This is a genomic window from Stieleria varia (assembly GCF_038443385.1).
GTDB classification, from domain to species: Bacteria; Planctomycetota; Planctomycetia; order Pirellulales; family Pirellulaceae; genus Stieleria; species Stieleria varia.
Window position 1 is genome coordinate 690,548 of the sequence record NZ_CP151726.1, and the last position, 24,861, is coordinate 715,408.

Consider the following 24,861-nt stretch of genomic DNA (forward strand, 5'->3'; position numbering starts at 1 on the left):
CAAACGAGGATGAAGAGGAAGCGTCGTCTGATGCTTGAGGGACTGGAAGACCGGAATCTGTTGGCGGCGATTACGGTCGACACACTGCTCGATGTGGTGAATCCAGGTGACGGACTGACGAGTCTGCGAGAAGCCGTGATCCAGTCCAATACAAATGGAGAAGCCGATACGATCACGTTGCCCGTGGGAACGTTGGCCCTGACGCTATCGGGGGCAGGGGAAGACGTCGCCGCCTCGGGTGACCTGGATATCACGGAAGCCAATATGGTGACGTTGACCGGGTCCGGCTCGGGTTCCACCGTGATCGACGCAAGTGGTCTGTCGGACCGTGCATTTGACATTCTCGCCGGTGGCATGGTATCGCTCAACGGATTGTCGATCACCGGTGGTGTGGCGTCTGATACGGGCGGCGCCGCACCAAGTTCCGTGGGTGATGGGGGTGCCATTTTCACTGCGGGTACATTGAGTCTCAATGATGTCACGCTGAGTGGAAATACTGCGGCTGGTGCCGCTGGCAGCGGTGGCGGTATTTTGAATCTCGGCATATTGAATGTGCTGGATTCTTCGATCATCAACAATACCGCCAATCGGGCGGGCGGTGGAATCGAGGACGCGTCCAATCAATCGGTCACGCTAGACAACGTTGCTCTGGATGGTAACAACGCCGGCGTCGGACCTGCTGCGACTGCGGCTCCGGGCAATGGTGGCGGTTTGCATGTTACGGGAAACGCCGACGTGACAATCACTGGCGGTACGGTCAGCAATAACGTCGCGGCGCGTGAGGGTGGAGGACTGTGGAATGGGAATGGACTGATGACCATTGACGGGACCGTCATCGCGGGCAACGTGGCCAGCGGAGCGGCGTCCCACGACGGAGGTGGCGGCATCTTTAATAACGGGGGCGACCTCGATATTGACAACGTGCTCATTGACTCCAATGAGGCAGACGGGGCCGCTGGCAGCGGTGGCGGTATTCTGAGCATCGACGGGACGATCACCATCGATGCATCGATCATTCGCTTCAACAGTGCCAACCGGGCAGGCGGCGGAATCGAAGCCATCGAGGGTGATATCACGCTGCAGAACAGCACCAATCTCATTCAGAACGATGTCAATGGACTCGGCCTCTCGGCCAACACGCCAGCGCCAGGCAACGGCGGGGCAATCCACATCACTGGCTCCGCCGACGTGACGCTGATTGGTGGAACGGTTGACGGAAATGAAGCGCGTAGCGAAGGCGGCGGACTGTGGAACGCCAGCGGCACGATGACGATCGATGGGACGACCATCGTCAACAACTTTGTCGAATCGGCCGGTGCGGCGGGGGACGCCCAAGGTGGCGGTGGCATCTTCAACAACGGTGGTTCACTGATCATCCTCAATGGTGCAACGATCGAAGCGAATGAGGCATTGGACCCGGACGGCGGGGCGACCAATGACGATGGCGGTGGCGGCATTTTCAATAACGGAGGAATCGTTTCGATCACAGACTCCACCGTGACCGGAAACTTCGCCAGCGATGGATTGGGCAATGGCGGCGGCATTCTCTCGCTGGGCGGCAGCTTGACGGTCATGGGAGGCGTGGTCTCCGCGAATGCGGCGGCACGGGCGGGCGGTGGCATCGAGAGTATCGACTCCACTCTCATGCTGACCAACGTCCAAATCGGTGGCGTTGATGCGAGTGATGGCAATACAGCGGGCATCAATGGCGGTGGCGTTCACGTCAGTGGCAACGGTAACTCGACGATCACCGGCGGTACGGTACAGAACAACACGGCACAGCGTGAGGGTGGTGGTCTCTGGAACAACACGGGCGTCATGACGATCAACGGTGCCACGATCGTGGATAACGTCGCAAACGGTCCCGCCGCTGATGATGGCGGTGGTGGTGTCTTTAATAACGGTGGGACTCTAAGGATCAACGCCGGAACAGACATCCAACGAAACGCGGCCACAGGTGCGTCCGGCAGTGGTGGTGGCATCTTCAATAATCTTGGTGGGGTTGTGCAAATTGTTGGTGCCACCCTCGAAGCGAATACAGCGAATCGAGCCGGTGGGGGCATTGAGGATGCATCGGGTCCGAACTTTGGTCTCTTTTTGACAGACGTGATCCTTGACGGGAACAGTGCCGGAGTCGATATCGGACAGGGCGCAGTCGCCAACCCCGGCAACGGTGGTGGACTCCATGTCACTGGTGCGGGTGGCGTATTCATCACGGGCGGGCAAGTCATTAACAACAGTGCTGCACGCGAGGGTGGAGGCCTTTGGAACGGCACCGGACTGATGCGACTGGACGGGACGCTGGTAGAAGGCAACGTGGCCAGCGGTGCTATGGCTGATGATGGTGGTGGAGGAATCTTCAACAACGGAGGGACGCTTCAAGTTCGAAACGCGAGCATCAACAACAACGACGCGGATGGAACCCTGGGGTCCGGCGGCGGGATCTTTTCAACGGACGGCTCGGTCAATGTCTCCAACACCACGATCACCGGCAACAGCGCGACGAGAGCAGGTGGTGGAATTGAAATCGTCGACGGCCAGTTCATTCTCTCGAATGTCACGCTGGGCGCAACTGGATCCGGAAACACAGCAGGGATCAACGGAGGCGGACTGCATGTAACGGGAACGGCAAACACGATCGTCGTGAACTCAGCTGTAGCGGGCAACTCCGCTGCTCGGGAGGGAGGTGGCCTTTGGAACAGCACGGGCAGAATGTCGATCTCCAACACAGACATCCTGGACAATATTGCGAGCGGCGCGGGCAGCGATGATGGGGGCGGCGGGATTTTCAACAATGGGGGAACACTCTCCATCATCGGCGGCAGCCTGATGAATAACGAGGCAGATGGAGACGCTGGCAGTGGAGGCGCGATCTTCAACAACACCGGCGGAACGATCATGGTTCGCGACGCCACTATTTCCAACAATCTGGCGAACCGTGCCGGTGGAGGAATTGAGGATGCGTCGAACGTCAGCGCGACGAAAGCGATTCAATTGATCGGAGTAACACTCAGTCAAAACCGCGTGTTCGGATTGTCTTCGTCACCCACGACCGCTGGAAATGGAGCTGGACTGCATGTTTCGGGAAGCGGATTTGTCACCGTGAGTGACTCCATGATCACCGAAAATGTGGCGTCCGGCGAAGGTGGCGGTCTGTGGAATGGCACGGGACGCATGGACCTTTTCCGAAACATGATCGACGGAAATACCGCCAGCGGCAATGGATCGGACCAAGGCGGTGGCGGTGTGTTCAACTCTGGCGGTGTGATCACTCTTTTCGGTGGCAGCATCTCAGACAACGTGGCGGATGGAACATCGGGCAGCGGGGGCGGAGTTCTGAATGATGTAGGCGGCAGAATGGTCTTCAATGCGGTATCGATCACCGGCAACTCGGCGAATCGTGCCGGCGGCGGTATCGAAGACAACTCTGGTGCCGGCCTTGGAATCGTGGTGCGAGGAGGAGCATTGTCTAGTAATGAGGTCGGATCGTCGCCTGGGAATGGTGGTGGACTTCACATTACGGGTTCCGGAGACGCGACGATTCAATCGGTCGTGATCGAGGGAAACACCGCATCCGCCGAAGGCGGCGGGCTGTGGAATGGAACGGGGACGCTAACCGTCCAAGGATCAACGTTGTCCAATAATGTTGCCAGCGGCAGCATTGCCGCTGACGAGGGCGGCGGCGCCATCTTCAATAACGGTGGGACACTCGTCGTGACGGGGCAGAATAGCTTCTCACAGAATTCGGATGCTGGTTTGGGAGACGATATCTTGAGTGTCGGTGGCTCCGCCAACATTCACGACAATTCGTTTGCCTCGGGAACCAATGCGATCGGCATCGTCGGATCTGAGACTTTCATCCAACGAAATCAATTCAGCGGCTACAGCAACGATGTCATCGTCTATGGAACATCAGGTGCAGATACATTTGATGTGGTCGGAAACAGCATTGCAGTCGGTGGGGTCGTAGTCCGAGCATCTGGCGTTGGTCGATTGGCCATTGATGGTCGCGACGGCGCGGACACCTTCAATGTCCAGCCGAACGTCGATACTGTGTTTGCGATCATGGGCGGAGATCCCAGCACCGAACCCGGTGATACTCTGAATGTCCTTGCCGCAGCGTCCTCTGCTGCGACACTCGATGATAATGGCGACGGTACAGGGAGCTTCACATTTGCTGACCGCGCCGACATTGAGTTCTCTGAGATCGAATCTGCGATGCTGATCTAACTCTGATCTCAGATCTTTTCAGGCACGCCAGCGACATCATCGCTGGCGTGTTCACATTCTCCATTACCAATCTGACCAGAACGAGACGATGCACGGCCAACAACTGAGATGTCTGCGATCGGAAAAGGGAGTCAAGCGATGAGACGCAGACGTGTTGATTCGGTTTCTCGTCGCTCCAAGCGACACCTGTGCATGCAGTCACTTGAAAACCGACGGATGTTGGTGGCTCCGGTTGCAACGGACTTTTTCATCGGCGAGATCCCACTGGGAACGGAGTTGAGCGTTATCGCATCGGATATCATTTCGGGATTCGGCACCGACGCGGATGATGACTTGAGCTCCAGTTCTTTGGAATTCCACAACGCAGCGGTTGACGGCGATCCGGTCGTGTCACTTGCATCTATTGGTTTTTCGTACGCCGCCGCCGCTGGCAAAAGCGGTAGCTTATCTGTCAACACAAGTTCGGCGACAGCACTGGTGGACTTGCTTCCGGGACAATTCGCAACCGTTACGATCGGCTTCACTGTGCGTGATGCAACCGCACAAGATTCAGGTGTATTGCGGTTCACCGTTTCTGGAACCGCCAACCACGTGGTTGCTAACTTTCAAATTGTGGATGAACGGAGCGTTCGCGGTGACATCCTCGCCAGTGCAAACGTGCAAACGGGAGAGTCGCGACTAAGCGTTCTGGCAACCGGTGTCGCGGATGTCTCGCAGTTCCTGCAGTCGGATACGTTGCTCGGAGGTATTGGCGTAGACAATCTGTTTGGAGTGACGGTCGCCCGAGCCTTTGCCTCAGACAATTCCAATGCGATGGCCAGGGCATCGCGAGGGTCCTCGGCCATCGCCGACGCGGTTGAGTCTTCGTCCGCGGAGGCAACCGCATTTGAGGAGTCAAAAGCGAACGCATCAGCACATGATGGTTCGATGGCCGCCGCGTTCAGTTCAGATCGCTCCAACGCATCAGCGACTGCGATGCGAGACTCACAGGCAACGGCTCATGCGTCGATTGACTCCATCGCTTCCGTAAACTCAGAGGACATGTCCATCGCCAAAGCGATTTCCATGGACTCATCCATTTCAGACGCTTCGGCAGCATCTGGATCAAATGTCAATGCCGATGCCCGTTGGGATAGTTTTGCTTTCGCAGGAGGAGCTCTGTCGTCAACCGCAAATGCGACCAGTGTCAGTCACTCGAACGCGTCTGCTGCAGCCGACAGTGGTTCGACAAGTGATGCACAAGCAAGTTCGCGGTCAACGGCAGATGCGAATGCGTTCCAAGATTCCGTCGCAAACTCGGTCGCCAAAGACGATTCTGAAAGCGGTGTGTCGGCGATCAGTGATTCCACGGCAATCGGATTTGCCATGTACGGCTCAAGGGCTCAGGCCTCGTCAACGCTGAATGCTGTTGCCGAATCGGTCAGCAAGGACAGTTCACAATCCGAGGCAACAGCCTCCAACGGACGTCGGCTGATCGCATCAAGTTCCGCCGACGATACAGAAATGATTGACACAGGCCAGATCAACATTGGGGCAACCCAAGATGACTTTCTGAGAATCATAACGCCTGACCAAGTCTTTATTGGAAGATCGGGAGCCGGTATCACTCTTCCCATCACGTCGACGGTCTCAGGTGGTGGCCAAATTGACGAATTGCAAATCACCAATCTTCCCCCAGGTACAATTCTTTCGGCGGGAACGAGCAACGCTTTGGGCACAAGTTGGACGCTAGATTCAGCGGCCCTGCCGATCTCGTTAACACCTCCCACCGATTTTTTGGGAACGATTGAATTTGACGTCGAGGTGATCAATCGCGACGCACCTGACAGTAGCGTGAGTGCTTCGATGACATTGACCGTCGTTTCACCAGAGGCCGTACTTGATTTTGGAGACGCGCCGACTGCGATTCAGTCGGGATTCGTCAACTCATACCCCGTGATCAGCAGTGACGACGGCGCAAGGCACGGTGTGGGAGAATTGAGACTTGGTGGAATCGTTGATGGCGAGAACAATGGATTACCGACATCGGGTGCCAATGGCGACGACAATTTTGCTCAATCCGATGAAGACGGCTTGCTGTTTCTCTCATCCCTGGTTTCCACGAGCGATGTCGATGTCATTTCCAGTCTAGCTCTTTCCGCAAATCAAATTGGAAAGGTCGATGGCTGGATTGATTTCAATCATGACGGAGACTGGAATGACGAGGGCGAACAAGTGCTCTCAAGCGTCAATGTGGAACCCGGTATCAATCAATTGCCCATTCTGATACCTGCAGGTTCTCTAACGGGAAACACTTTTGTTCGGTTACGAATCTCGTCGGCCGGTGGATTGAACCCAACAGGGATTGCAAGCGACGGAGAAGTAGAAGATTACTCAATCACTGTTCTGGACGGAAACACACAGCCATCCATCGAAGTTGAACTGGCCAAGAATCATGCCTTCATCTCCGAGATTTCCGGCGAGTTCGTTCTGAGTGCCGATGGTCAGGATTTGTTTCGTATTCCCATCGACAGTCTCGGTGAAGTCGTCATTGATGGTTCCAATGATGACGACACATTCGCGATCGACTATTCGACGGGGCTCGATCCTGCTCACGAATATCGATTGGACGGAGCGGCCGGCGACAACGAGCTGAATCTGCTGGGCGATCAAGTCTCACTTGACTTCACCAAGGCAATCACCAGAATCTCGAACTTCGAGCAGATTGATGTTTCAGGGCGGGGCGCATTTTCATTGATCCTCGACGCCTCATCAATTGCATCCTTGTCGCCGCAAAGCGGATCGGTCACGATCGTGGCCGATCGTGACGACGTAGTGAGCGTCGGCAATCCAGACAATTGGCGGCTGGTCGAACTCGATTCTGTCGATGGTCGCTTGTCACTGCGGGCCACGAATAGTGTCTCTGGAGGTTCAGAGTCTTTGCTCCTTGACACCCCACTCATGTGGCACAACTTTCTGCGGCCTAGTGACGTGAACAATGACGGGGTCGCGACGGCATTGGATGCACTAAGGATCATCAATGAACTGGCCAGCCGGACGTTTTCGAGTCGGCTCACCAGTATTTTGGATCCGTCGCTCACTGCGGAGGAATTTCCCGTTGTCTTCTTCGATCACAACCGAGATGGGTTGATCACCGCCTTGGATGCGCTGCGAGTGATCAACGATCTGGCGGCAAGAGCAGCAAGTGGTGCGAGCGGAGAGTCTCCGATCAATGAATTTCAGCGAGTTCAAAGTTCTGCATCAGGAAACCGAAAACAACCATTGACGGATCAGCAAGATCGGAAAACCAACGACGACCCTCTATCGTTCCGAAGCGACGGCTTACCCACAGCGATTCGGAACGTCACGACCGATTCCTCGGTGACACGAGAATCTGTGGCCGAACGCTCTTATCAGCAACAAGTTGATCTGGTTTTTGCTGATGAAGGATCTGTTCTGGTTCAGCGAGGATTGGAGTCAAGGGTGGGCTATGCAGTATCTGGGCTAGTGGTGGTTTAACATGAGTCATCCCCACAAACCGAATGAACTCTTTGAGGTCGCATGAAACAAACTGCGGACTGATGTCGGCAATGAGCCGCGGTTTCGCTTCGGGATGCCATTCCCACTACCGGTTGCGAGACTCTTCTTTCAGCAAGCGGAGCAGAGCGATCGCCGCCTCGCTTTCTTCGGTCACAATGTCAGAAGCTCCAGTCTTTCTGAGTTTCTTGACGCTGTCTTGATAGCGACAGCGAACCAACACGCGACAGTCCGCATTGAGGTGGCGAACTGCTTTCACGATTCGAGTCGCCGCGCCATCATCGGGAATGCAAACGACCACCAATGCGGCTTCGGTGACTCCAGCGCTCACCAGAATGGCTTCGTCGGTCGCATCCCCCGCCACTGTTCGAAATCCTTGTTGAGCAAACGAATGCAGGTTGATGGGGCTGAGGTCGACCATGCACACGTCGTTGCCAAGGGTCTCTAGTTGCGAACCGATGCTGCGACCTATCGGGCCGGCGCCGATGACAATCGCTTGGCATCGATCATTTTGCTGCAGTGGGCCATTGCTGCCGCGCTCCTCCTCTCGGTCAGAGTGTTGCAATCTCAGGCCAAACTTGATCAGCGTCGGTGTCAGTACAAGCGTCCCGATGGCAATGGCGACCACACGATGATAGTCGGTCTCACTTAGAACGCCTGAATCCACGCCGAGCAAGACAAGAACGAAAGCAAACTCGCCAACATGGGCGAGTCCGATTCCCATCCCAAATGCTTGTCGCGTCGGCAAACCGGTGAGTTTCAAGGCGATGGCCGCAGTGACGGCTTTTAGCAGGATGATTACCGGCACGATCACAAGGATGAGCTGTGGCTCGCTGAGTAGCAACCTGGGGTCAAAGATCAATCCGAGGCCAACAAAAAAGACAGCCGCGAAAGTTTCGCGAAAGGGAAGTACCAAGGCGTCAATCTGATGCGACCAGCGGTTCCCGTTGAAGATCAAACCGGCGGCAAAAGCTCCTGCGGCAGCGGGAAGCCCGACAGCATAGGCAGCAAGTGTTACGCCACCCAAAGATACGATCGTGAACAACACGACCAGTTCGCTGCTGCGATAGTTGGCGAACATTGGAATGATCCACTCGGCGAGAAGGTATCGAATTCCGATGATGGAAATGATGAATGCCAACGAGATGGCTGCCAAGGAGACAAAGGCAACAGGCCCCGCGGTGTCTTCGCCACCAGTCAAGAGTGGAATCATCAACAGCAGTGGTACGAGCGCAGCATCTTGAAACAGCAGAATCCCGATTGCCCGTCGCCCATGCGACCGCTGCGCATGTCCGAACTCGGTCAAAGCTCGAAACACCAACACGGTCGAACTGAATGCAAACGCCGAAGCCATCAGTACAGCCGATTGCCATGTAAATCCTCGCCAAGTCAATACGGCTGCAACGGGGCCGGCAACCAGCAACATCTGTGTCGCGCCTCCGATCACGAAACTGGTGCCAAGGCGTTTCAAATCGTCAATCGAAAACTCTATTCCAATTGAGAACAACAAGAAAAAGACACCCACTTCTGCAAAGTGGGCCAGTTGATGCCCTTCGTCCTGCACCCAACCCGACACGCCTCGACCGATGATTGCCCCGACCAGCAAGTAACCGATCAAGATCGAGACATTCAAGCGACGACAGATCAGCGCCGCGGTCAACCCGGCCGACAAGATGATCATCAGATCGTGGACAAGTGACAAAGTCATTTGCAAGGAGGGCTAGAACCCGAGTTGATCCAGTAGGTGGGTGAAGAACATGCTTTTGTCACTTTCGTATTGGTCCGGATCGCCTGCCCCCTGTCGCCAACGATCAACCTTCGTTTCCTCGAACCGTAATGCGGCGTCACGATCGGATCTCAAGTGATCTCGGATTGCCAGACATTGCCGCCAGGGGAGACTATTGATCGTCGTCAACCACACCCGATGCGTCGGCTCCGCATGACGTGGCTTGGTCAGAACGGTGACGCTCGACGACCAAAGGACTCTCTGCGAGCGTTGAAAATTGAGGCCTTCGATCAAGTCACTCGACTCGGCAATGGCCCGTTCAGCGTTCTCGTCGTCGGAAACCCCTGCGATCATGTCGATCACCGGCCGAGAAACCAAGCCTTCGATGGCGGTGCTACCGATGTGTTGCACGTCCGTGACCCAGCCTAGGCAACTATGAAGGATTCCGCTGCGAGTCTGCTGAAACTCTTGACGCCAGCGTGGATCGTAGTGCATCAATCGAATCCGATCAGACATGCGATAACCACTCTCCGAGTTGTGATTCAGAATGCCCATCGACAAAGTTCAAACGTACATAAAAAAAGCGAGTCGGATGCAACACATCCGACTCGCTGTTCGATGGTTCAACAGGTTGATCGTAGCGGACAAGCCGCTCGATGACCACTCAAGAACTACTTACTGCTGAGCAAGGTCAACTTGACCAACTCGACTTCCTCGCGAACCGAATCGACGTAGGATTCGTCGGCGGGGCACAATCGATCGTTGGGGACGGTGCAGGTGCGTCCGTTGTCTTTCAACAAGCGAACGTTGTCAGCATTGATTTCAATCAGGCGACCTTCCACGCGATAGCTGCCCGTGTTGTCGATCCAAGTGCGAACCGGGGTTTCGCTAAGTGGATTGACCGACAGGGCAGGCTTCGCCGAGACGACCTGCAACGCGTCGGAGTCCATTTCGACCACAACATCACCTGCAGTCGGTTCGATCGAAAGCGGCTCGGGCAACTCGCCGACATAGTCAGCATCAGCATCTACTGCACCGAACAAGTCATCCAGGTTGGTGTCCGCCGGTTTGGGCTCCTCAGGGGTCGCTGGCGGATCGCCGAAGATGTCGTCTGATGGAGCAGGCTCTGCAGGTGTCTCCGTGGCAGGTACGGGATCACCGAACAAGTCATCCGCTCCACCGGCAGTCACCGCGTCGGGCTCGGAACCACCGAACAGATCATCCATCGCGGCGTCGGCTGCAGGTGCCTCGGCAGCCGGTGCATCAGCAGCAGGCGTGTCCGCCCCGCCGAACAGGTCATCCAAGCCGCTGGGAGCTGGTTCGGCCGGCGCTGGTTCGGTCGGTGCGCCAAACGGATCAGCCGCTGGTGCGGGCGTTTCAGGCTCGACCGGTGCACCGAACGGATCGGCTTCCGGCATCGCGTCTGCGGGAGCTGGGTCTGCGGGCGCTCCAAATGGGTCAGCAGCCGGTGCCGGTTCAGCGGGAGTAGGTTCAGCGGGAGTAGGTTCAGCGGGAGCGCCAAAGGGATCCGGTTCGGCGGGAGCAGGTTCAGCAGGTGCGCCGAATGGGTCCGCAGCAGGTGCGGGCTCAGCAGGTGTAGGTTCTGCGGGCGCGCCGAATGGGTCTGCCGCTGGAGCCGGTTCAGCTGGTGCAGGTTCTGCAGGCGTGGGCTCAGCCGGTGCTGGCTCCGGCTCGACGGGTGCCGGAGGCGCCGGTGGATTGGGGTCGGCTGGCTCGGGCTCAGCGGGAGTAGGCTCAGCGGGCTCTGGCTCCGCTGGCATCGGTGGTGCTTCGTCCGTCGCTGCCTCGTTCACCGCAGGTTCGGCAGGCGTGTCGTTGGTACTTGGCGCGGAGAAAGTCTCGGTCGGCTCCACGACGATTCCACTGTCGATGATCATGCCATCCATCGGTGCCGACTCGATCATGGGAGTGACACTGATGATAGGATCGGAGCTGATGACGACACCGGTGTCGCATCCACAGACCGGCTGTGGGCTGCAAGCCGGTGCGGGCGGGCAAACCGGTACACATGTGGGCTGACAGACCGGCTGGCAGTACTGCACGGTTTCGGTGCAGGTGTCGGCACAGGGGTCATGTTGATGGCAACGCAGACGCTTCAGAAAGTGGCCTGCTGTTGCGGGACTGATGCCCAGCAGGGCCACCAGACTCAGCACAAGTGTCCAACGAAATAAGGGTTTCACCTTGCGGTTCATTTTTTGGCTCCTCCGCAGACATCCCCTGCGGCTCTGTTATTCATCGAAATTCGAGTGGGACTGGTTTCCGGCAGCAGCAACGTCGGTGACGCTGCAAAGCATTATAGAACAGCTACTTGCTCCCCATTTGAAGGAGTGTTTCCAACAGGAATCTCTTTTCAGACCTCGCTGCCGTCCCAAACACTTTTGCCCAAGACATCAATGCTAGTTCGCGAAAAATGCAGCCACAACCAGTTAAACTGGGTAATCCTCTACGTTTAGCTTGACAATCGGACCTTTTTCGTAAGACAGACGAGACAAGGCATGGTTCTACAGAGGGGTGGCGGCTGTTTTTCGCTCCGTCTGATCACCAGCAAGCCTCTGGAGTGTCCGTTGATGTTCTTCAGAATCGCAGTAGGAAAAAACGTCGTGTCGAGCTCTGCAGAGAGTTGATACTGCGTCCAGTCGTTGTTTGCCGTTAGGATTGACGATGGGACGCCCCCGATCTATCGGCTGTCCGGTCTGTCGGCTTTCCGATCTGCCGGCTGTCCGGTCTGTCGGCTGATGGCTCGGCTCGTCGTCTGTTGGGCATGCATGTTGATCCTCCGTCGGGTCGCTGCATGGCTCAACGCACATTTTTTAAATTCGGGAATTTCATGTTTCGGCTGATTCAAGGCCTGTTCTCATCGATGAGCTTGGAACGCAAGTGTTTGCTGTTCTTTGGCTCTGCGCTCTCCGTACTGATGTGCGGTGCGTTCTTTGTCGTGCAAAAGCTTGGCAAGGAATTGGTCAAGAACACGACACGACAGCGGGCGCAGGACTATGGCGCGGCCGAACTGATGCTGATTCACTCCGATGCGATTTGGTCGAGTGACGCATCCGAGGATGCGGTGAACATGAAGTCACAGACATTGGCCAGCTTGCGAGAGGAGTTGCTCAAGAAGGACATCGAGTTTGAAATATTGGGCTTGGGTGATGCGATGCGGTTTGACAACTTGCCGCCCTTGGAGCCGCCCACGGATCCTGCCGAGCGTCAACTGCTTCGCAACCTCGAACCGATGTTTCGAAACCAGTTGGCCCAGCGTATCGCCGAAGTCAGTGATGTGATGGACCCGGTGGACTTGGCGGAGAACGAGCCGATGAGCAGGATCGGTTTGGCGGGCGCGCAGGTCTTTGACGATCTGGGGCCTGTCGACGACCGGTATATCTACTACAAGCCGATCTTTCCCAAGAACACCTGCATCCCCTGTCACGCGCCGCAGGACGGCATCGGAGCACTGACCGCCGGCACGGATCCCTACGAGCAAGCCGAGCGGGCGCCGTTCCGAGTCATACGTGTCAGCATGCCGTACCAGGATACGCAAAAGACGACGACGTGGATTCGCGCGATCGTGATCGCGCTGGCCATGTTGATCGTCGCCGTGACGCTATTCGTTTTGCATCACATCGTTCGCTACCTGGTGTTGCAACCTCTGAGTCACCTTCGCGACGTCAGTGACGCCATCACGCACGGTGACACCAATCAACGCGCGTTGATCGACAGCGAAGACGAGTTCAGGGAACTTGCCGACGCTTTCAATCGGATGCTACGTCACTTGACGGAGTCTCAGGCAAAGATCCAAGAGTACAACGATGAGCTGGACGGACGCGTCGACCAGTTGGCTCAACTGAACTGGCAGTTGTATGAAGCCAACCGGGTCAAGAGCGACTTTTTGGCCAACATGAGTCACGAGCTGCGTACCCCGCTGAACAGCATCATTGGGTTTTCTGATGTCTTGCAGGGCATCGACTCGCTCAATGAAAAGCAGCGACGCTACGCACGGAATATCCAGCAGAGCGGCCGCTTGCTGCTGGAAATGATCAACGACATCCTGGATCTTGCCAAAGTGGAAGCGGGCAAGATGGAAGTGCGTCGCAGCGAATTTGATCTTTCGCGATTGGTCGCGGCACAGTGCGATATGATTCAGTCGTTGTCGGAAGAGAAAAACATTTCGTTGTCGATGGAGATTCCGGACGGCTTGCCGCAGGCGACGCAGGACCCCAACAAGCTTGGTCAGATCATCAACAACTTGCTCAGCAACGCGATCAAGTTCACGCCCGAGGGCGGAATGATCACGGTCAGAGTCGCCGATTTACACGACGGACGATTTCGCTTGCAGATCACGGACACTGGAGTGGGGATCGCCGCGGAAGACCAGCCGATCATCTTTCAGAAGTTTCGTCAGAGTCGCAAAGTGCTTGATGGCGAAGGCCTCACGAGAGAGTTTGCCGGCACCGGGCTTGGTCTCTCGATCGTCAAGGAGTTGGCGAAGTTGTTGGGTGGCGAAGTGGCGTTTGAGAGTGAGTTGGGGCGAGGCAGCACGTTCTGGGTGGATTTGCCATGGAGGTTGAGTCAACAAGCAACGCTCGATTTGAGCATCCCGATGCCTCAGCCTCCTGCCCATTTGTTGCCCAGTCCAAAGTCATCGACGGCCACCCCGATTCCGACCGGGCCGAAAGACACGTCGTCCGACACAGCCGCCAATCCTGACGACGCATCAGAGCCCGATGCTTCCCATCGCGATGCCTCAGAGCCTGAGGATTCAGAGCCCGAGGATTCAGATGTTGACGTGACGCAGGCGTCGGCATCATGACAGAGAACTTGCACGGGGTGATCTCACGCCCAGGCAACCAATTGCAGGCAACCAATTGCAGGCAACCAATTGCAGGCAACCGGTTTTAGACAACCGATTCCGTGATCACCGGGCAGGGGTTAAAACATCGGTCATGAAGAAGGTTCAACTCTTTACCGATGGTGCATGCAGCGGCAATCCCGGTCCGGGCGGCTGGGCGTTCATCTTGCGATGTTGCAAGACGGACAAGGAACTTGAACGCAGTAGTGGGCAAGCCGAAGCGACCAACAATCAGATGGAGCTTCGCGCCGTGATCGAAGGCCTCAAAGCGCTTTCGGAGCCCTGCGAAGTCACCTTGTATGCCGATAGCACCTACGTCTTGCAGGGCATGAAGTCGTGGATGGCAGGCTGGAAAAGCCGCGGGTGGAAGCGCAAGGAAGGCTCCAGACTGGTCCCAGTCAAGAACGTCGAATTGTGGCAAGAATTGGATCGATTGATGCAAACCCACAAGATTCATTTTGAGCATGTCAAGGGTCATGCTGGGCATCTGGAGAACGAACGTTGCGACGAACTGGCGGTCGCCGCGTACCAGAGGTTCCTGCCCCACGGAAAAGCTTGAGTTTTCGCGAGAAAACGCCGGAATTTTCGTGCCCGAACCGTCTCCAAATGGGCCAACCCACGTCGCGGATCAGCCCGTCAATCGCTATACTGATCCCTCAGCATCGCCTGCCGTGGCGATCCCTTGTTTTCGCCTCCATCGTTGGCATCCATGAGCGACGTCCCCTCCTCTGATCCCTCCTCCGTCGGGAATCCTTCATCTGGGCATCCCGTCTCTGAGTCGCAAACAATTCCCCCTGTCTCGGTGGCCAAAGCCAAAAGCGCGAACTCCGAGTACCACTCGGAGGATCTGCAGCACCTTTCCGACCTCGAACACGTCCGCGAGCGACCGGGCATGTACGTCGGCGACACTGACCGCGGTGGTCTGCACCACCTCGTTTCAGAAGTCGTCGACAACTCCATCGACGAGGCCATGGCGGGGTTCGCCACGTTCGTCTCGGTCACCGTGCATAACGACGGCAGCGTCACCGTGGAGGACGACGGCCGAGGCATTCCCGTCGAGCGTCACGAGCAACTCTCCGCGGAACACGAACGTGATTTCAGCACGCTTGAAGGCGTGATGACGGTGCTGAAGTTCGGTGGCAAGTTCCAAAAAGGGGCTTACCAAACTTCCGGCGGTTTGCACGGCGTCGGCGTCACCGTCGTGAACTTCCTCAGCCAATGGGCCGAGGTGGAAGTCAGCCGGGGTGGATTCACCTGGCACCAAGAATACAAGCGAGGCGTGCCGACGGGCGATGTCCGCAAGGGACGTGAAACCAAACGTACCGGTACCAAGACGACGTTCAAGCCGGACGCTGAAATTTTCTCAAGCGTCAAGTTCAGTTTCGACACGCTCAATCGACGACTCCAGGAACTCGCTTTCCTGAACTCCGGTGTGCGCATCAAGTTCCTGGATGAACGCAATGGTGAAGGCGGTGATTTCTGCTACGAGCGTGGTGTGGTCGAATTCGTCGAACACCTCAACCGTACTTCCGACCCGTTGCACCCCGACATCATCTCTTTCGCGGGTAGCCGCGACGACATCGAGTACGAGATCGCACTGCAGTACACGACCGAGTACTCCGAAAGCGTGCAGTCCTACGTCAACAACATTCACACCGAAGACGGCGGAACGCACGTCAGCGGATTTCGTGCCGCGCTGACGCGGACGTTGAATCACTACGGCAAAAAAGAAAACCTCTTTAAAGGCAATCCGCCCACCGGCGATGACTTCAAAGAAGGGCTCACCGCGATCATCAGCGTTCGCGTTCCCGAACCGAGTTTCAAAAGCCAGACGAAGAACAAGCTCACCAATGCCGAAGTCGAAGGCATCATGAACATCGTCGTCGGCGAAGCGCTTGCTGAGTACCTCGAGAAAAACCCCAAGTCGGCCAAGACGATCGTCCGCAAAGCCATGTTGGCCGCCGACGCTCGCGAAGCCGCTCGTAAAGCCAAAGACCTGCTCCGAAAACGCAAGGATGCGTTGGGCGGCGGCGGGTTGCCCGGCAAACTGCGTGACTGTATCAGCAAAAAGATGGAACGCTGTGAACTGTACCTCGTGGAAGGTGACTCGGCAGGTGGATCTGCCGAAGGCGGACGGATGCGAGACTACCAAGCCATCCTGCCGCTCCGCGGTAAGATCATCAATGCCTACAAAAGTCGCGAAGACAAGGTGTTGGCCAACGAGGAAGTCCGCTCGATGATCCAAGCCATCGGGACCGGTATCGGTGCCGATCAGGACATCTCCAAACGGCGTTACAACAAAGTCATCATCATGACTGACGCGGACGTCGACGGCAGTCACATCCGTACTCTGCTGCTGTGCTTCTTTTATCGCCAGATGTATCAGTTGGTCGCCGAAGGACACGTATTCGTCGCTCAACCGCCGCTGTTCCGTGTCTCCCACGGCAAGACACGATACTACGTGCAAACGGAAGAGGAGATGAAGTCACAGTTGCTCGATCGCGGTCTGGCCGACACCGTGTTCGAGGCCGAAGACGGTCGACGGATCGAAGGTGACCAAATGCGACGCCTGTGTATCACGCTGGCGTCCATGGAAGACGCGATCGTGGCACTGGAACGACGCGGAGTCAGCTTGCGTATCCACACCCAGAGGCTCGATCCGGTCGCCAACAAGTTGCCCGCACTGCTGCTCACCCACGGCAACGAGGAGCATTGGTTCCACACAGAGGACGAAGTCGATAAGCACCTGCGCGCTCGAAATCTGATGCTCGACAGCGAGCGGATCATCGAAGAACAGGCCCGTAGAGAAGAGCAGGCCCGCAAAGAGGAGCAGGCCAGTGAAACGGAAGGTGACACACAAGCTGAAGCCGCCGAAGAAACCAAAGCCGAAGCGCCCGCCGAACCCGCCAAGGAAATCGCTCACTTGGCCGAGTTACACGAAGTCCGCACGATCAATAGCGGTATCGAGGATCTCGCAGAAATCGGTTTCAGTGTCGACGACCTGATTCCCGCGGATCGAACCGGGATGACGACGCCGCGATTCGAGTTGATCCGGGGCGAAGACATTCGTCGCTCACTGGTCGACCTGCGTGAGTTGCTGCCGGAAGTCCGCGCGGCGGGCGAAAAAGGATTGTCCGTCACTCGCTTCAAAGGCCTGGGCGAAATGAACGCCGAGGAGCTTCGTGAGACGACCCTCGACCCGGCCAATCGAACGCTCGTCAAAGTCAACCTCAAGGACGCAGGCGCGGCCGACGAAATGTTCCGCCTGCTGATGGGCGACAAAGTAGAACCGCGTCGAGAGTTCATCGAGAAGCACGCCTTGGATGTGCGAAATCTGGACGTCTGAGCGAAATCTGCTCGCAAGCGACATCCGGTATGTCGCTTTCTCCCTCATAACCGTTCGAGTTCAGTCGTCTTTGACGACTTGATCATCCTTTGGTCTGTCCCCGAGTCGCGCTGAATGAGCGCATCTGACTTGGGCGACCTGTTCCTCCGATCGCATGACACGTCTTTGTGAGTGTCAGTCGCCTCCAAACATTTCAGGCGTTTCGTCTCGCCCTGCACTGTTTCGACAGCTCTTCGATCCACCGGTACAGCACCACGATGTCATCACCTAAGAACTCGTCCAAACGTCAACCGACTCAAAAGTCGCCCTGGAGCGTCTCCGCACTCGAAGCCCGAATGATGTTGGCTGGCGACGTGGCCCCGGCCATCGCATCGTCCTGCTCAGGCGAAACCACTCCCGCGTGCGTTTCGACAGACATCGCTGAACAGACTCACTCAGAATTCGGGTCCGGTGATCTGGTCATCATCGATCCGAGCATCTCTGACGTCGAACAACTCACGAGCGGGATTTCTCCCCACGCTGAAATCGTTTTCCTGAATCCCGAACAACCAGGGCTGCAACAGATCACACAGATACTGCAGTCACATCGTGAAATCCGCTCCATTCATCTGTTCGCTCACGGTCGATCAGGAGAGATTCAACTGGGCAACCAGCGAGTCAACGAGTCGACACTCCAGAAAGAACACTCGCAACTGAATCAATGGCGTGACAGCCTGTCATCAGATGCAGACATCCTGATCTATTCCTGCGAGACCGGCAAAGGCACGGCGGGAGCAGACTTCATCCAGCGACTTGCCGCATTGACCGGAGCCGATGTTGCTGCGTCGATTGATCTGACAGGAAACCAACAGCAAGGCGGCGATTGGGAGCTGGAAAGACAAGTTGGCAAGATTGAAACCGCGGTGGCAATCGACGCCACCACTCGCCGCGACTATCGACACGTCCTGCAACTCTCCGTCATCGCGGCGGGAGCCACCGGCGAAGAGATCTTTTCCGTTGAAGTCGCCGGTGAGAAACTCGGGACCTTTCAAGCCACCACGGAGATGCAGACGTATCAACTGGAGATCGACCCAAACGTCTCATTTTCTGACGTGCGAGTCGTGTTCGAGAATGATCTTTACGACGAAGCCGCAGGGTACGATCGAAACCTGATCGTCGACAAGGTCTTGCTCGACGGTGTCTCCATGGAAACGGAAGACGCCCGTGTGTTCTCGACCGGCACCTGGACCGCCGATCTGGGGATCTTGCCCGGGTTTCGGCAGACTCAGCAGTTGCACGCGAATGGATTCTTGCAGTACGGATTCTCCACGATCGGCGAAGTCGCTCGGATGGACGGCAAGGGAAACAATCTGGAAAACCAACAATGGGGAACATCGGGCGACCAGTTTTTGCGACTCGCTGATCCGGCATACGCGGACGGCCTGAACCAACCAGCAAGGCAGGATCAACCAGACGGCCGCTCCATCAGTGATCAACTCTCCAGTCAAACCGAATCGGTCGAGAACGATCGTTTCATCTCGTCGGTGTGGTTTCAATGGGGACAATTCATCGATCACGACATCACTCGTTCGTTCTCACTGGATCGAAGCCTGCCGGTTGAATCGTTCGACATCAACGACCAATTCGCCTTCAATCGATCAGCCTACGATTTGAGCACGGGAGTGGATTCTCCACGGGAGCAAATCAACCACATCACCGCATTCATTGATGGCAGCATGGTGTATGGCGACGAGGAAGGTCGTGCCTCCGTCCTCCGGCAACTTTCCGGTGGGCGGATGTGGTCCATCGAAACAGAGCACGGTGAACTGTTACCACCCAATCATGTCGGCTTACCCAATGCCGCGCCTCCTACGCCAGAGTTCTTCGTCGCCGGTGATGTTCGAGTGAACGAAAACATCGAGTTGACGGCAATGCAAACTTTGTTCCTGCGAGAGCACAACCGCATTGCTGACGAATTGGCGGCAACAGAATTCGCTGATCGTGACTTGGATGACCCTGCGGTCGACGAAGAAATCTTTCAGCGTGCTCGTCAATACGTCTCCGGATTGATCCAGCACATCACCTACAACGAATTCTTGCCGAGCACACTCGGTTTCAGCGCCATCGAGACGTATCAGGGCTATGACTCCACGGTCAATCCCCAGATCAGCAACGAGTTCGCGACCGCAGCGTTCCGCTTGGGGCACTCCACCCTGGCAGATCAACTGATTGTTGATCGCGACGGCAACACGATCACGCTCGCCGAAGCGTTCTCTAACCCGAGGTTCGTGATGGAGAACGGCATCGACGGCATCCTGGAAGGAATCACGCGACAAAAGATGCAAGAGGTGGACTTGCTGGTGGTCGATGGTTTGCGAAATGCACTCAACGACGGACCAGACGGTTTTGACTTGGTAGCCCGCAACATTCAGCGAGGTCGTGATCATGGGCTCGCCGACTACAACACGATTCGCCAAAGCATCGGACTCGGTCGTGTCGAGAGCTTCTATGAAATCATGACCAACGAAGACGTCGCTGCGAAACTGGAGTCGATCTACGGATCTCCCGACAACGCCGATCCGTGGGTTGCGATGATCGCGGAGGACCATGTGCCGGGTTCCAGCGTCGGTGAAACGATTCACGCGATCATGGTGGATCAATTCACACGATTGAGAAACGGTGATCGTTTCTACTTTGAAAACCAGATGTCCGATAGCCAAATCGCAGAGATCAAATCGACTCGACTGTCCGACATCATCACGCGAAATACGAATGCGGAGGTTCAATCGGAAGTTTTCTGGACGCCTGACACCTTGGTGTTTCGGAACGGCTTGGACAATGAATGGTTGATTCGCGATTTCGGTGACAACGGCGGCGCGGAAGTGGTCTTTTTTGGCCAGCAGGGCGTGCGAGATCCGGATGATCGAACCGAAACCATTCCCGTCCAGCGTGACACGCCGGTCAACGCGGTTGTCGTTGCTGGGATCAACGAGAACAGCGACGGATTCTTTATTCCTAACGCACTCGTTCCCGTACCGCAGGCTGAGCTCGGCGTGGATGAGTTCATCGTCACTGCCGATATCGAATTCTTTGAAGGCTATGGGCTCGGCGGAAACGACCGGTGGGTCATCCAAAGTGATGTCGCATCCGTCTTTGCATCCGGCGACGACGGTGACGATACGCTTTCGGTAACCGCCAGTTCCGAGAGTGAAATCCGACTGACTGGCGGCAACGGGATCGATCGAATCACCGTCGATGCACCTGCCGCGAGTTTGGTGGATGTCGATGGAGGATCCTCCGTTGACGACGTGGACATTCACGTGTCCAAGCAGACCGAACTGATCCTCCGTGATGCGGAGGACGCAACGATCACTTATGCCGAGGACAAAGACACCGGTGACGACAACGACGGGGACTCCCAGGATCACAATCGCAAGCATCGCTGGAAGCATCACTTTGCATCACACCATCACGATTCCAATTGGTGGAAGCCTGGCTCCTGGATCGAGTACTTTCGATCCAAGTCAGGATCGCTGTGGTCATGAGGGTGGTTCATCCTTCTGACAGCTCAGTGTGCCCCAACCGGGTCAGCGTTTGCGTTTCTTGCCCGCTGGCGGTTTTGTGAACGCGTCGGTGAAGGGCGCCGATTCGAAAATCGGATCGTCGGTGACACGAGGATCGCCGGTGGATTTCAATTCACCCATCAGACGGTCATGAAGTCGGCTGCGAACATCCTGCGATTTGGGATCGCCTGCGAGGTTTTCTAAACAATGCGGATCGGCTTTGATGTCGTACAGCTCAAACTCGGGCGGACGACCGAAGGCGTAATCGAATGACTTGGGGTCTTCGTCTCGCCGGGTCGCCACCCAAGCCTTCGTCGGACTGGCGTCCATGTCGCCGAATGCTGCGAAGGTATTTTCTCGCAGGTCTTCGTAGGACGGCATCGGTCCCTCCGGTTTCCCGAGTCCAGGGCCGGTCCCCATCGGCCAACGTTCCGGTTCAAAGTTGATCACGTACAGATACTGATCGGTGCGAATGCCACGTTGGGGATAGGGTTTGAAATCCGTGCGAGCGGCGGCAACGTGACGTTCCCGTCCAAAGAACACCGCATCCCTCTCGGCGTCTACGGTTCCGCTTTGGTCGCTTTTCAAGACGTTGATCAACGATCGCGCCGTCATGTTGTCCGTCGGTTTCACACCGGCGGCTTCTAAGAACGTGGGTGCCAAATCAGGCAGCGTGACGAAGTCGTCGACCACGCGTCCCGGCGTCTGAATCCCGGCCGGCCATCGAATCGCGAGCGGAACCTGAGTGCCCAAGTCGTACAGGTTGCATTTTCCCCGCGTGACACCGGGGATGCCGTGGTCACCGCTGACGACCAAGATCGTATTGTCGTACTGGCCGATTCGCTTGAGTTCTTCGATCAGCACACCCAGCCCAGCGTCGAACGCTGCGACTTCGCCCAAGTAGTCGGCAAAGTCCTCGCGGACGACATCAACGTCGGGCAAGAATGGTGGCAACTTGCCTTTGAGAGAATCCGGATCAATGCCCCAAAGTTTCTTGCCGCTGCCCGCGATCCACTTGCGGTGAACATTCGTCGGACCCAACCAGTAGCAGAAGGGTTGGTCGCCGTCGAGTCGCGAGTCATCATCGGCATCCAAGAACGAGCGGATGTTTTGGCGTATCTCGTCCAGCAAAGCCGCCTTGCCCTGCTCGGGGTTCTTCGCTCCCATCGCGTTCTGCGAAAATCCGTTGAAGCGACCGCCGTGTTTGTTGAATGCTCGCTCGGCACCGCCGTGCGGCGCGTTGGCCGGAGTGCCGGGGCTCCAGACCTTGTAGGTGTGCCCGATGCGATAGCCGTCACCCTGCAACATCATCGGATAGGCGGGGATGGAAAAGTCCCAAATCGCGCCCTGCAGGATAGATGCTCGACCGCATCGCCAGAAATGCTGGCCGGATAACAGGGAACTGCGGCAGGGTGTGCACGATGGAGCGCTGACGAACGCTCGCGTGAACAAGACGCCTTCCGCTGCGACTTGGTCGAACACCGGTGTCTTTGCAGCGTCGCTGGGGCCACCGGGTTTCAGCTTCGCATAGACCCCCGCGTATTGGCCCCAGTCATCGGCGAACGCCATCACGATATTGGGCCGCGGATTCGAATCTTCTGCGGTTTGAGCGGCTTGGATGCAAGTATTCCAAGCGAATAGAAGAATCAACGAGGATAGCGCTGGGCTATTCATGGTGCATCCAAAGCATCGAGGATCGAGAACGAAATCCTCCCTATCATACTCAACGTGGTCAGTACCAGGTGATCACATGTGCGAAACGCGAAAGGCGGGTCGAAAGGAATTGACAGGGCTCGTACGATATCCACAACTGATCAACCTCGTCCCGTGGATTCCTTAGCAACATGTTGATTGTCGTTTCACCCGCCAAGACCTTGGATTTCGAATCGCGGGTTTCGGTGCCCGAGTGCACCGTACCGCGGCTGCTGGACGACGCGGCGCAGTTGGCCGATGTGCTCAAGTCCAAGTCGCCTGCACAGTTGAAACGCATGATGTCCATCAGCGACAAGCTGGCCGAGCAAAATCACCAGCGATTCCAAGACTGGGATGCATCGGCTCATCAATCCGCAAACGATGATGGCTCACGTCCCGCCGTGATGGCCTTCAAAGGCGACGTTTATCTTGGGCTCAAAGCCGACGAGATGACCCCAAAACAGTTGCTCCACGCGCAAGACCACCTGCGGATTCTCTCGGGAATGTATGGCATCCTGCGTCCGTTGGACCGGATGCTGCCCTATCGTTTGGAAATGGGAACGACCCTGAAAACGAAACGTGGCAAAGATCTCTATGCGTTTTGGGGATCTCGCATCACGGATGAGCTGAACGCCCAATTGGCCGCGACGAAGACACCGCTGCTACTCAACTTGGCGTCCAACGAATATTTCCGCAGCGTGCGTGCGGGCGAATTGAATGCATCAGTGGTCGCGCCGGTGTTCAAGGATTTCAGCAACGGCAAGTACAAAGTGTTGAGTTTCTTTGCCAAGAAAGCACGGGGAACCATGGCGGCTTGGGTGATCAAACACAAGGTCAAGACGCTTAAGAAACTGGTGAGCTTTGCCGAAGACGGCTACACCTATGACGAAGCGTCATCGACAGAGAACGCGCCGGTTTTCTTGCGTACCGGCTGATCAATAATCCGCATCTCGGCACCAGCGTTTGAATCAGACGGTTTGCGGAAAGATCGACTGAATCGCATCGATCATCTCACGCATCGACTGGAATCGCTTTGCAGGTTGTTTTTCCAACGCCCGCATCACCACAGCGTCTGCCGTTTTAGGAATGCCGATTTCTGGAGCGGCCTCGCTGGGCGGGGTGACATCTTTGTTGAGAATGTTGTCAAAGGTTTCATCGAGATGTGTCCCGCGAAACGGTTCTCGAATCACGAGTGCTTCGTAGAGGCACACGCCGACGTTGAAAACATCGCTTCGTTCGTCCAAGCCGCGATTGCCTCGAACTTGTTCGGGCGACATGTACAGTGGGGTCCCGGGACGCTGGCCGCCACCGGTGAGTGTTTGCAGTTGTTCCCCGGGGTCTCGTGTGGCGATCCTGTCCTGTCGGATCACGGTTTGGTCATCGACGTGCCCCCAGACTTTGGCGACACCCCAGTCCAGCAGGTAGACTTCGCCGAAATTCCCGACCCAGATGTTTTCCGGTTTGACGTCTCGATGGATCACGCCGCGGGCGTGGGCGTACGCGAGTGCTTGGCAGGCGCCCTCGATGATGTCGATTCGTTTGGGGATGGGGAATGCTTTGGCGGTCGCTTCATCTTTGCGTGCGATCCGTTTCAGGACCTGAAACAGGTTTTCGCCGCTGATGCGTTTCATCACAAAGTAAACGCCTTCGAGCAAATCCCGTCCGATGTCGTAGACGGGGACCGTGTTGGGGTGCTGCAACTGAGCCGTCACCCGTGCTTCACGCAGCAGGCGTCTGCGTTCGTTGACATCGTTGGTCAACGGGGGCAAGACGGATTTGATGGCGACAGTGCGTCCTGTCACGGGATCAAAGGCGGATCGTAGCAGCCCGTTGCCGCCGCGAGCGATTTCTCGCAGACCGGTGTACCGGTCGATTCCGCTGGGGATCTTGTTGGGCAGATCCGGGTCGGTGGCGGACAGGATGATTGTCGGTTCGCTCTGCATGG

General features: G+C 56.6%; 12 protein-coding genes. 7 read left to right on the forward strand and 5 right to left on the reverse strand.

Translation table 11 applies throughout. The features are described 5' to 3' along the window. The first annotated feature begins 30 nt into the window (after positions 1-30). Together Pla52nx_RS02510 and Pla52nx_RS02515 are read left to right on the forward strand one after the other, a co-directional pair. Complete coding sequence (locus tag Pla52nx_RS02510; protein ID WP_146518123.1) at positions 31-4,230, forward strand: beta strand repeat-containing protein; 4,200 nt, start codon at positions 31-33, stop codon at positions 4,228-4,230. 138 nt (positions 4,231-4,368) lie between these two features. Beyond that, the gene (locus Pla52nx_RS02515; RefSeq protein WP_197454230.1) at positions 4,369-7,728 is read left to right on the forward strand and encodes a GEVED domain-containing protein; all 3,360 of its coding nucleotides are present in this window, start codon (positions 4,369-4,371) and stop codon (positions 7,726-7,728) included. Between the two features lie 106 nt (positions 7,729-7,834). On the opposite strand, the gene Pla52nx_RS02520 is transcribed toward Pla52nx_RS02515, so the two are convergent. The 3 genes from Pla52nx_RS02520 to Pla52nx_RS02530 all read right to left on the reverse strand — a co-directional run bounded on the left by Pla52nx_RS02520 (position 7,835) and on the right by Pla52nx_RS02530 (position 11,673). After that, on the reverse strand, positions 7,835-9,454 hold the full coding sequence (locus Pla52nx_RS02520; protein ID WP_146518125.1) for a cation:proton antiporter: 1,620 nt from the start codon (positions 9,452-9,454) through the stop codon (positions 7,835-7,837). Between the two features lie 12 nt (positions 9,455-9,466). Continuing rightward, a complete protein-coding gene (locus tag Pla52nx_RS02525) occupies positions 9,467-9,988 on the reverse strand; it encodes a GrpB family protein (protein WP_231741663.1) in 522 nt (173 codons plus the stop codon). Positions 9,989-10,143: 155 nt separating this feature from the next. Further along, the gene (locus Pla52nx_RS02530; RefSeq protein WP_146518127.1) at positions 10,144-11,673 is read right to left on the reverse strand and encodes an SHD1 domain-containing protein; all 1,530 of its coding nucleotides are present in this window, start codon (positions 11,671-11,673) and stop codon (positions 10,144-10,146) included. Between the two features lie 647 nt (positions 11,674-12,320). Here Pla52nx_RS02530 and Pla52nx_RS02535 point away from each other — a divergent pair. The 4 genes from Pla52nx_RS02535 to Pla52nx_RS02550 all read left to right on the forward strand — a co-directional run bounded on the left by Pla52nx_RS02535 (position 12,321) and on the right by Pla52nx_RS02550 (position 21,206). Then, the gene (locus tag Pla52nx_RS02535) at positions 12,321-14,297 is read left to right on the forward strand and encodes a sensor histidine kinase (RefSeq protein ID WP_146518128.1); all 1,977 of its coding nucleotides are present in this window, start codon (positions 12,321-12,323) and stop codon (positions 14,295-14,297) included. 133 nt (positions 14,298-14,430) lie between these two features. Beyond that, a complete protein-coding gene (rnhA, locus tag Pla52nx_RS02540; RefSeq protein ID WP_146518129.1) occupies positions 14,431-14,895 on the forward strand; it encodes a ribonuclease HI in 465 nt (154 codons plus the stop codon). 150 nt (positions 14,896-15,045) lie between these two features. Continuing rightward, entirely contained in the window at positions 15,046-17,682 is a 2,637-nt protein-coding gene (locus Pla52nx_RS02545; RefSeq protein WP_146518130.1) for a DNA gyrase subunit B, read from the forward strand. A gap of 257 nt (positions 17,683-17,939) precedes the next feature. Continuing rightward, entirely contained in the window at positions 17,940-21,206 is a 3,267-nt protein-coding gene (locus tag Pla52nx_RS02550; protein WP_146518131.1) for a peroxidase family protein, read from the forward strand. A 42-nt stretch (positions 21,207-21,248) separates the two neighbouring features. Here Pla52nx_RS02550 and Pla52nx_RS02555 read toward each other — a convergent pair whose 3' ends face one another. Further along, positions 21,249-22,898 (reverse strand): sulfatase family protein, encoded by a 1,650-nt coding sequence (locus Pla52nx_RS02555; protein ID WP_146518132.1) that lies wholly within the window; start codon positions 22,896-22,898, stop codon positions 21,249-21,251. 170 nt (positions 22,899-23,068) lie between these two features. Between Pla52nx_RS02555 and yaaA the strand changes: the two genes are divergently transcribed. Continuing rightward, positions 23,069-23,851: a peroxide stress protein YaaA gene (gene yaaA / locus Pla52nx_RS02560; protein ID WP_146518133.1), complete on the forward strand. Its 783-nt coding sequence runs from the start codon at positions 23,069-23,071 to the stop codon at positions 23,849-23,851. Between the two features lie 33 nt (positions 23,852-23,884). Here yaaA and Pla52nx_RS02565 read toward each other — a convergent pair whose 3' ends face one another. Continuing rightward, entirely contained in the window at positions 23,885-24,859 is a 975-nt protein-coding gene (locus tag Pla52nx_RS02565; protein WP_146518134.1) for a serine/threonine protein kinase, read from the reverse strand. Between the last annotated feature and the right edge of the window lie 2 nt (positions 24,860-24,861).

Excerpts from the sequence above, each read along its gene's own strand:
- Pla52nx_RS02545 (WP_146518130.1), top strand. The coding sequence starts at position 15,046 with ATGAGCGACGTCCCCTCCTCTGATCCCTCCTCCGTCGGGAATCCTTCA.
- yaaA (WP_146518133.1), top strand. The coding sequence starts at position 23,069 with ATGTTGATTGTCGTTTCACCCGCCAAGACCTTGGATTTCGAATCGCGG.
- rnhA (WP_146518129.1), top strand. The coding sequence starts at position 14,431 with ATGAAGAAGGTTCAACTCTTTACCGATGGTGCATGCAGCGGCAATCCC.
- Pla52nx_RS02525 (WP_231741663.1), bottom strand. The coding sequence starts at position 9,988 with ATGTCTGATCGGATTCGATTGATGCACTACGATCCACGCTGGCGTCAA.
- Pla52nx_RS02565 (WP_146518134.1), bottom strand. The coding sequence starts at position 24,859 with ATGCAGAGCGAACCGACAATCATCCTGTCCGCCACCGACCCGGATCTG.
- Pla52nx_RS02515 (WP_197454230.1), top strand. The coding sequence starts at position 4,369 with ATGAGACGCAGACGTGTTGATTCGGTTTCTCGTCGCTCCAAGCGACAC.
- Pla52nx_RS02510 (WP_146518123.1), top strand. The coding sequence starts at position 31 with ATGCTTGAGGGACTGGAAGACCGGAATCTGTTGGCGGCGATTACGGTC.
- Pla52nx_RS02520 (WP_146518125.1), bottom strand. The coding sequence starts at position 9,454 with ATGACTTTGTCACTTGTCCACGATCTGATGATCATCTTGTCGGCCGGG.
- Pla52nx_RS02535 (WP_146518128.1), top strand. The coding sequence starts at position 12,321 with ATGTTTCGGCTGATTCAAGGCCTGTTCTCATCGATGAGCTTGGAACGC.
- Pla52nx_RS02555 (WP_146518132.1), bottom strand. The coding sequence starts at position 22,898 with ATGAATAGCCCAGCGCTATCCTCGTTGATTCTTCTATTCGCTTGGAAT.
- Pla52nx_RS02550 (WP_146518131.1), top strand. The coding sequence starts at position 17,940 with ATGTCATCACCTAAGAACTCGTCCAAACGTCAACCGACTCAAAAGTCG.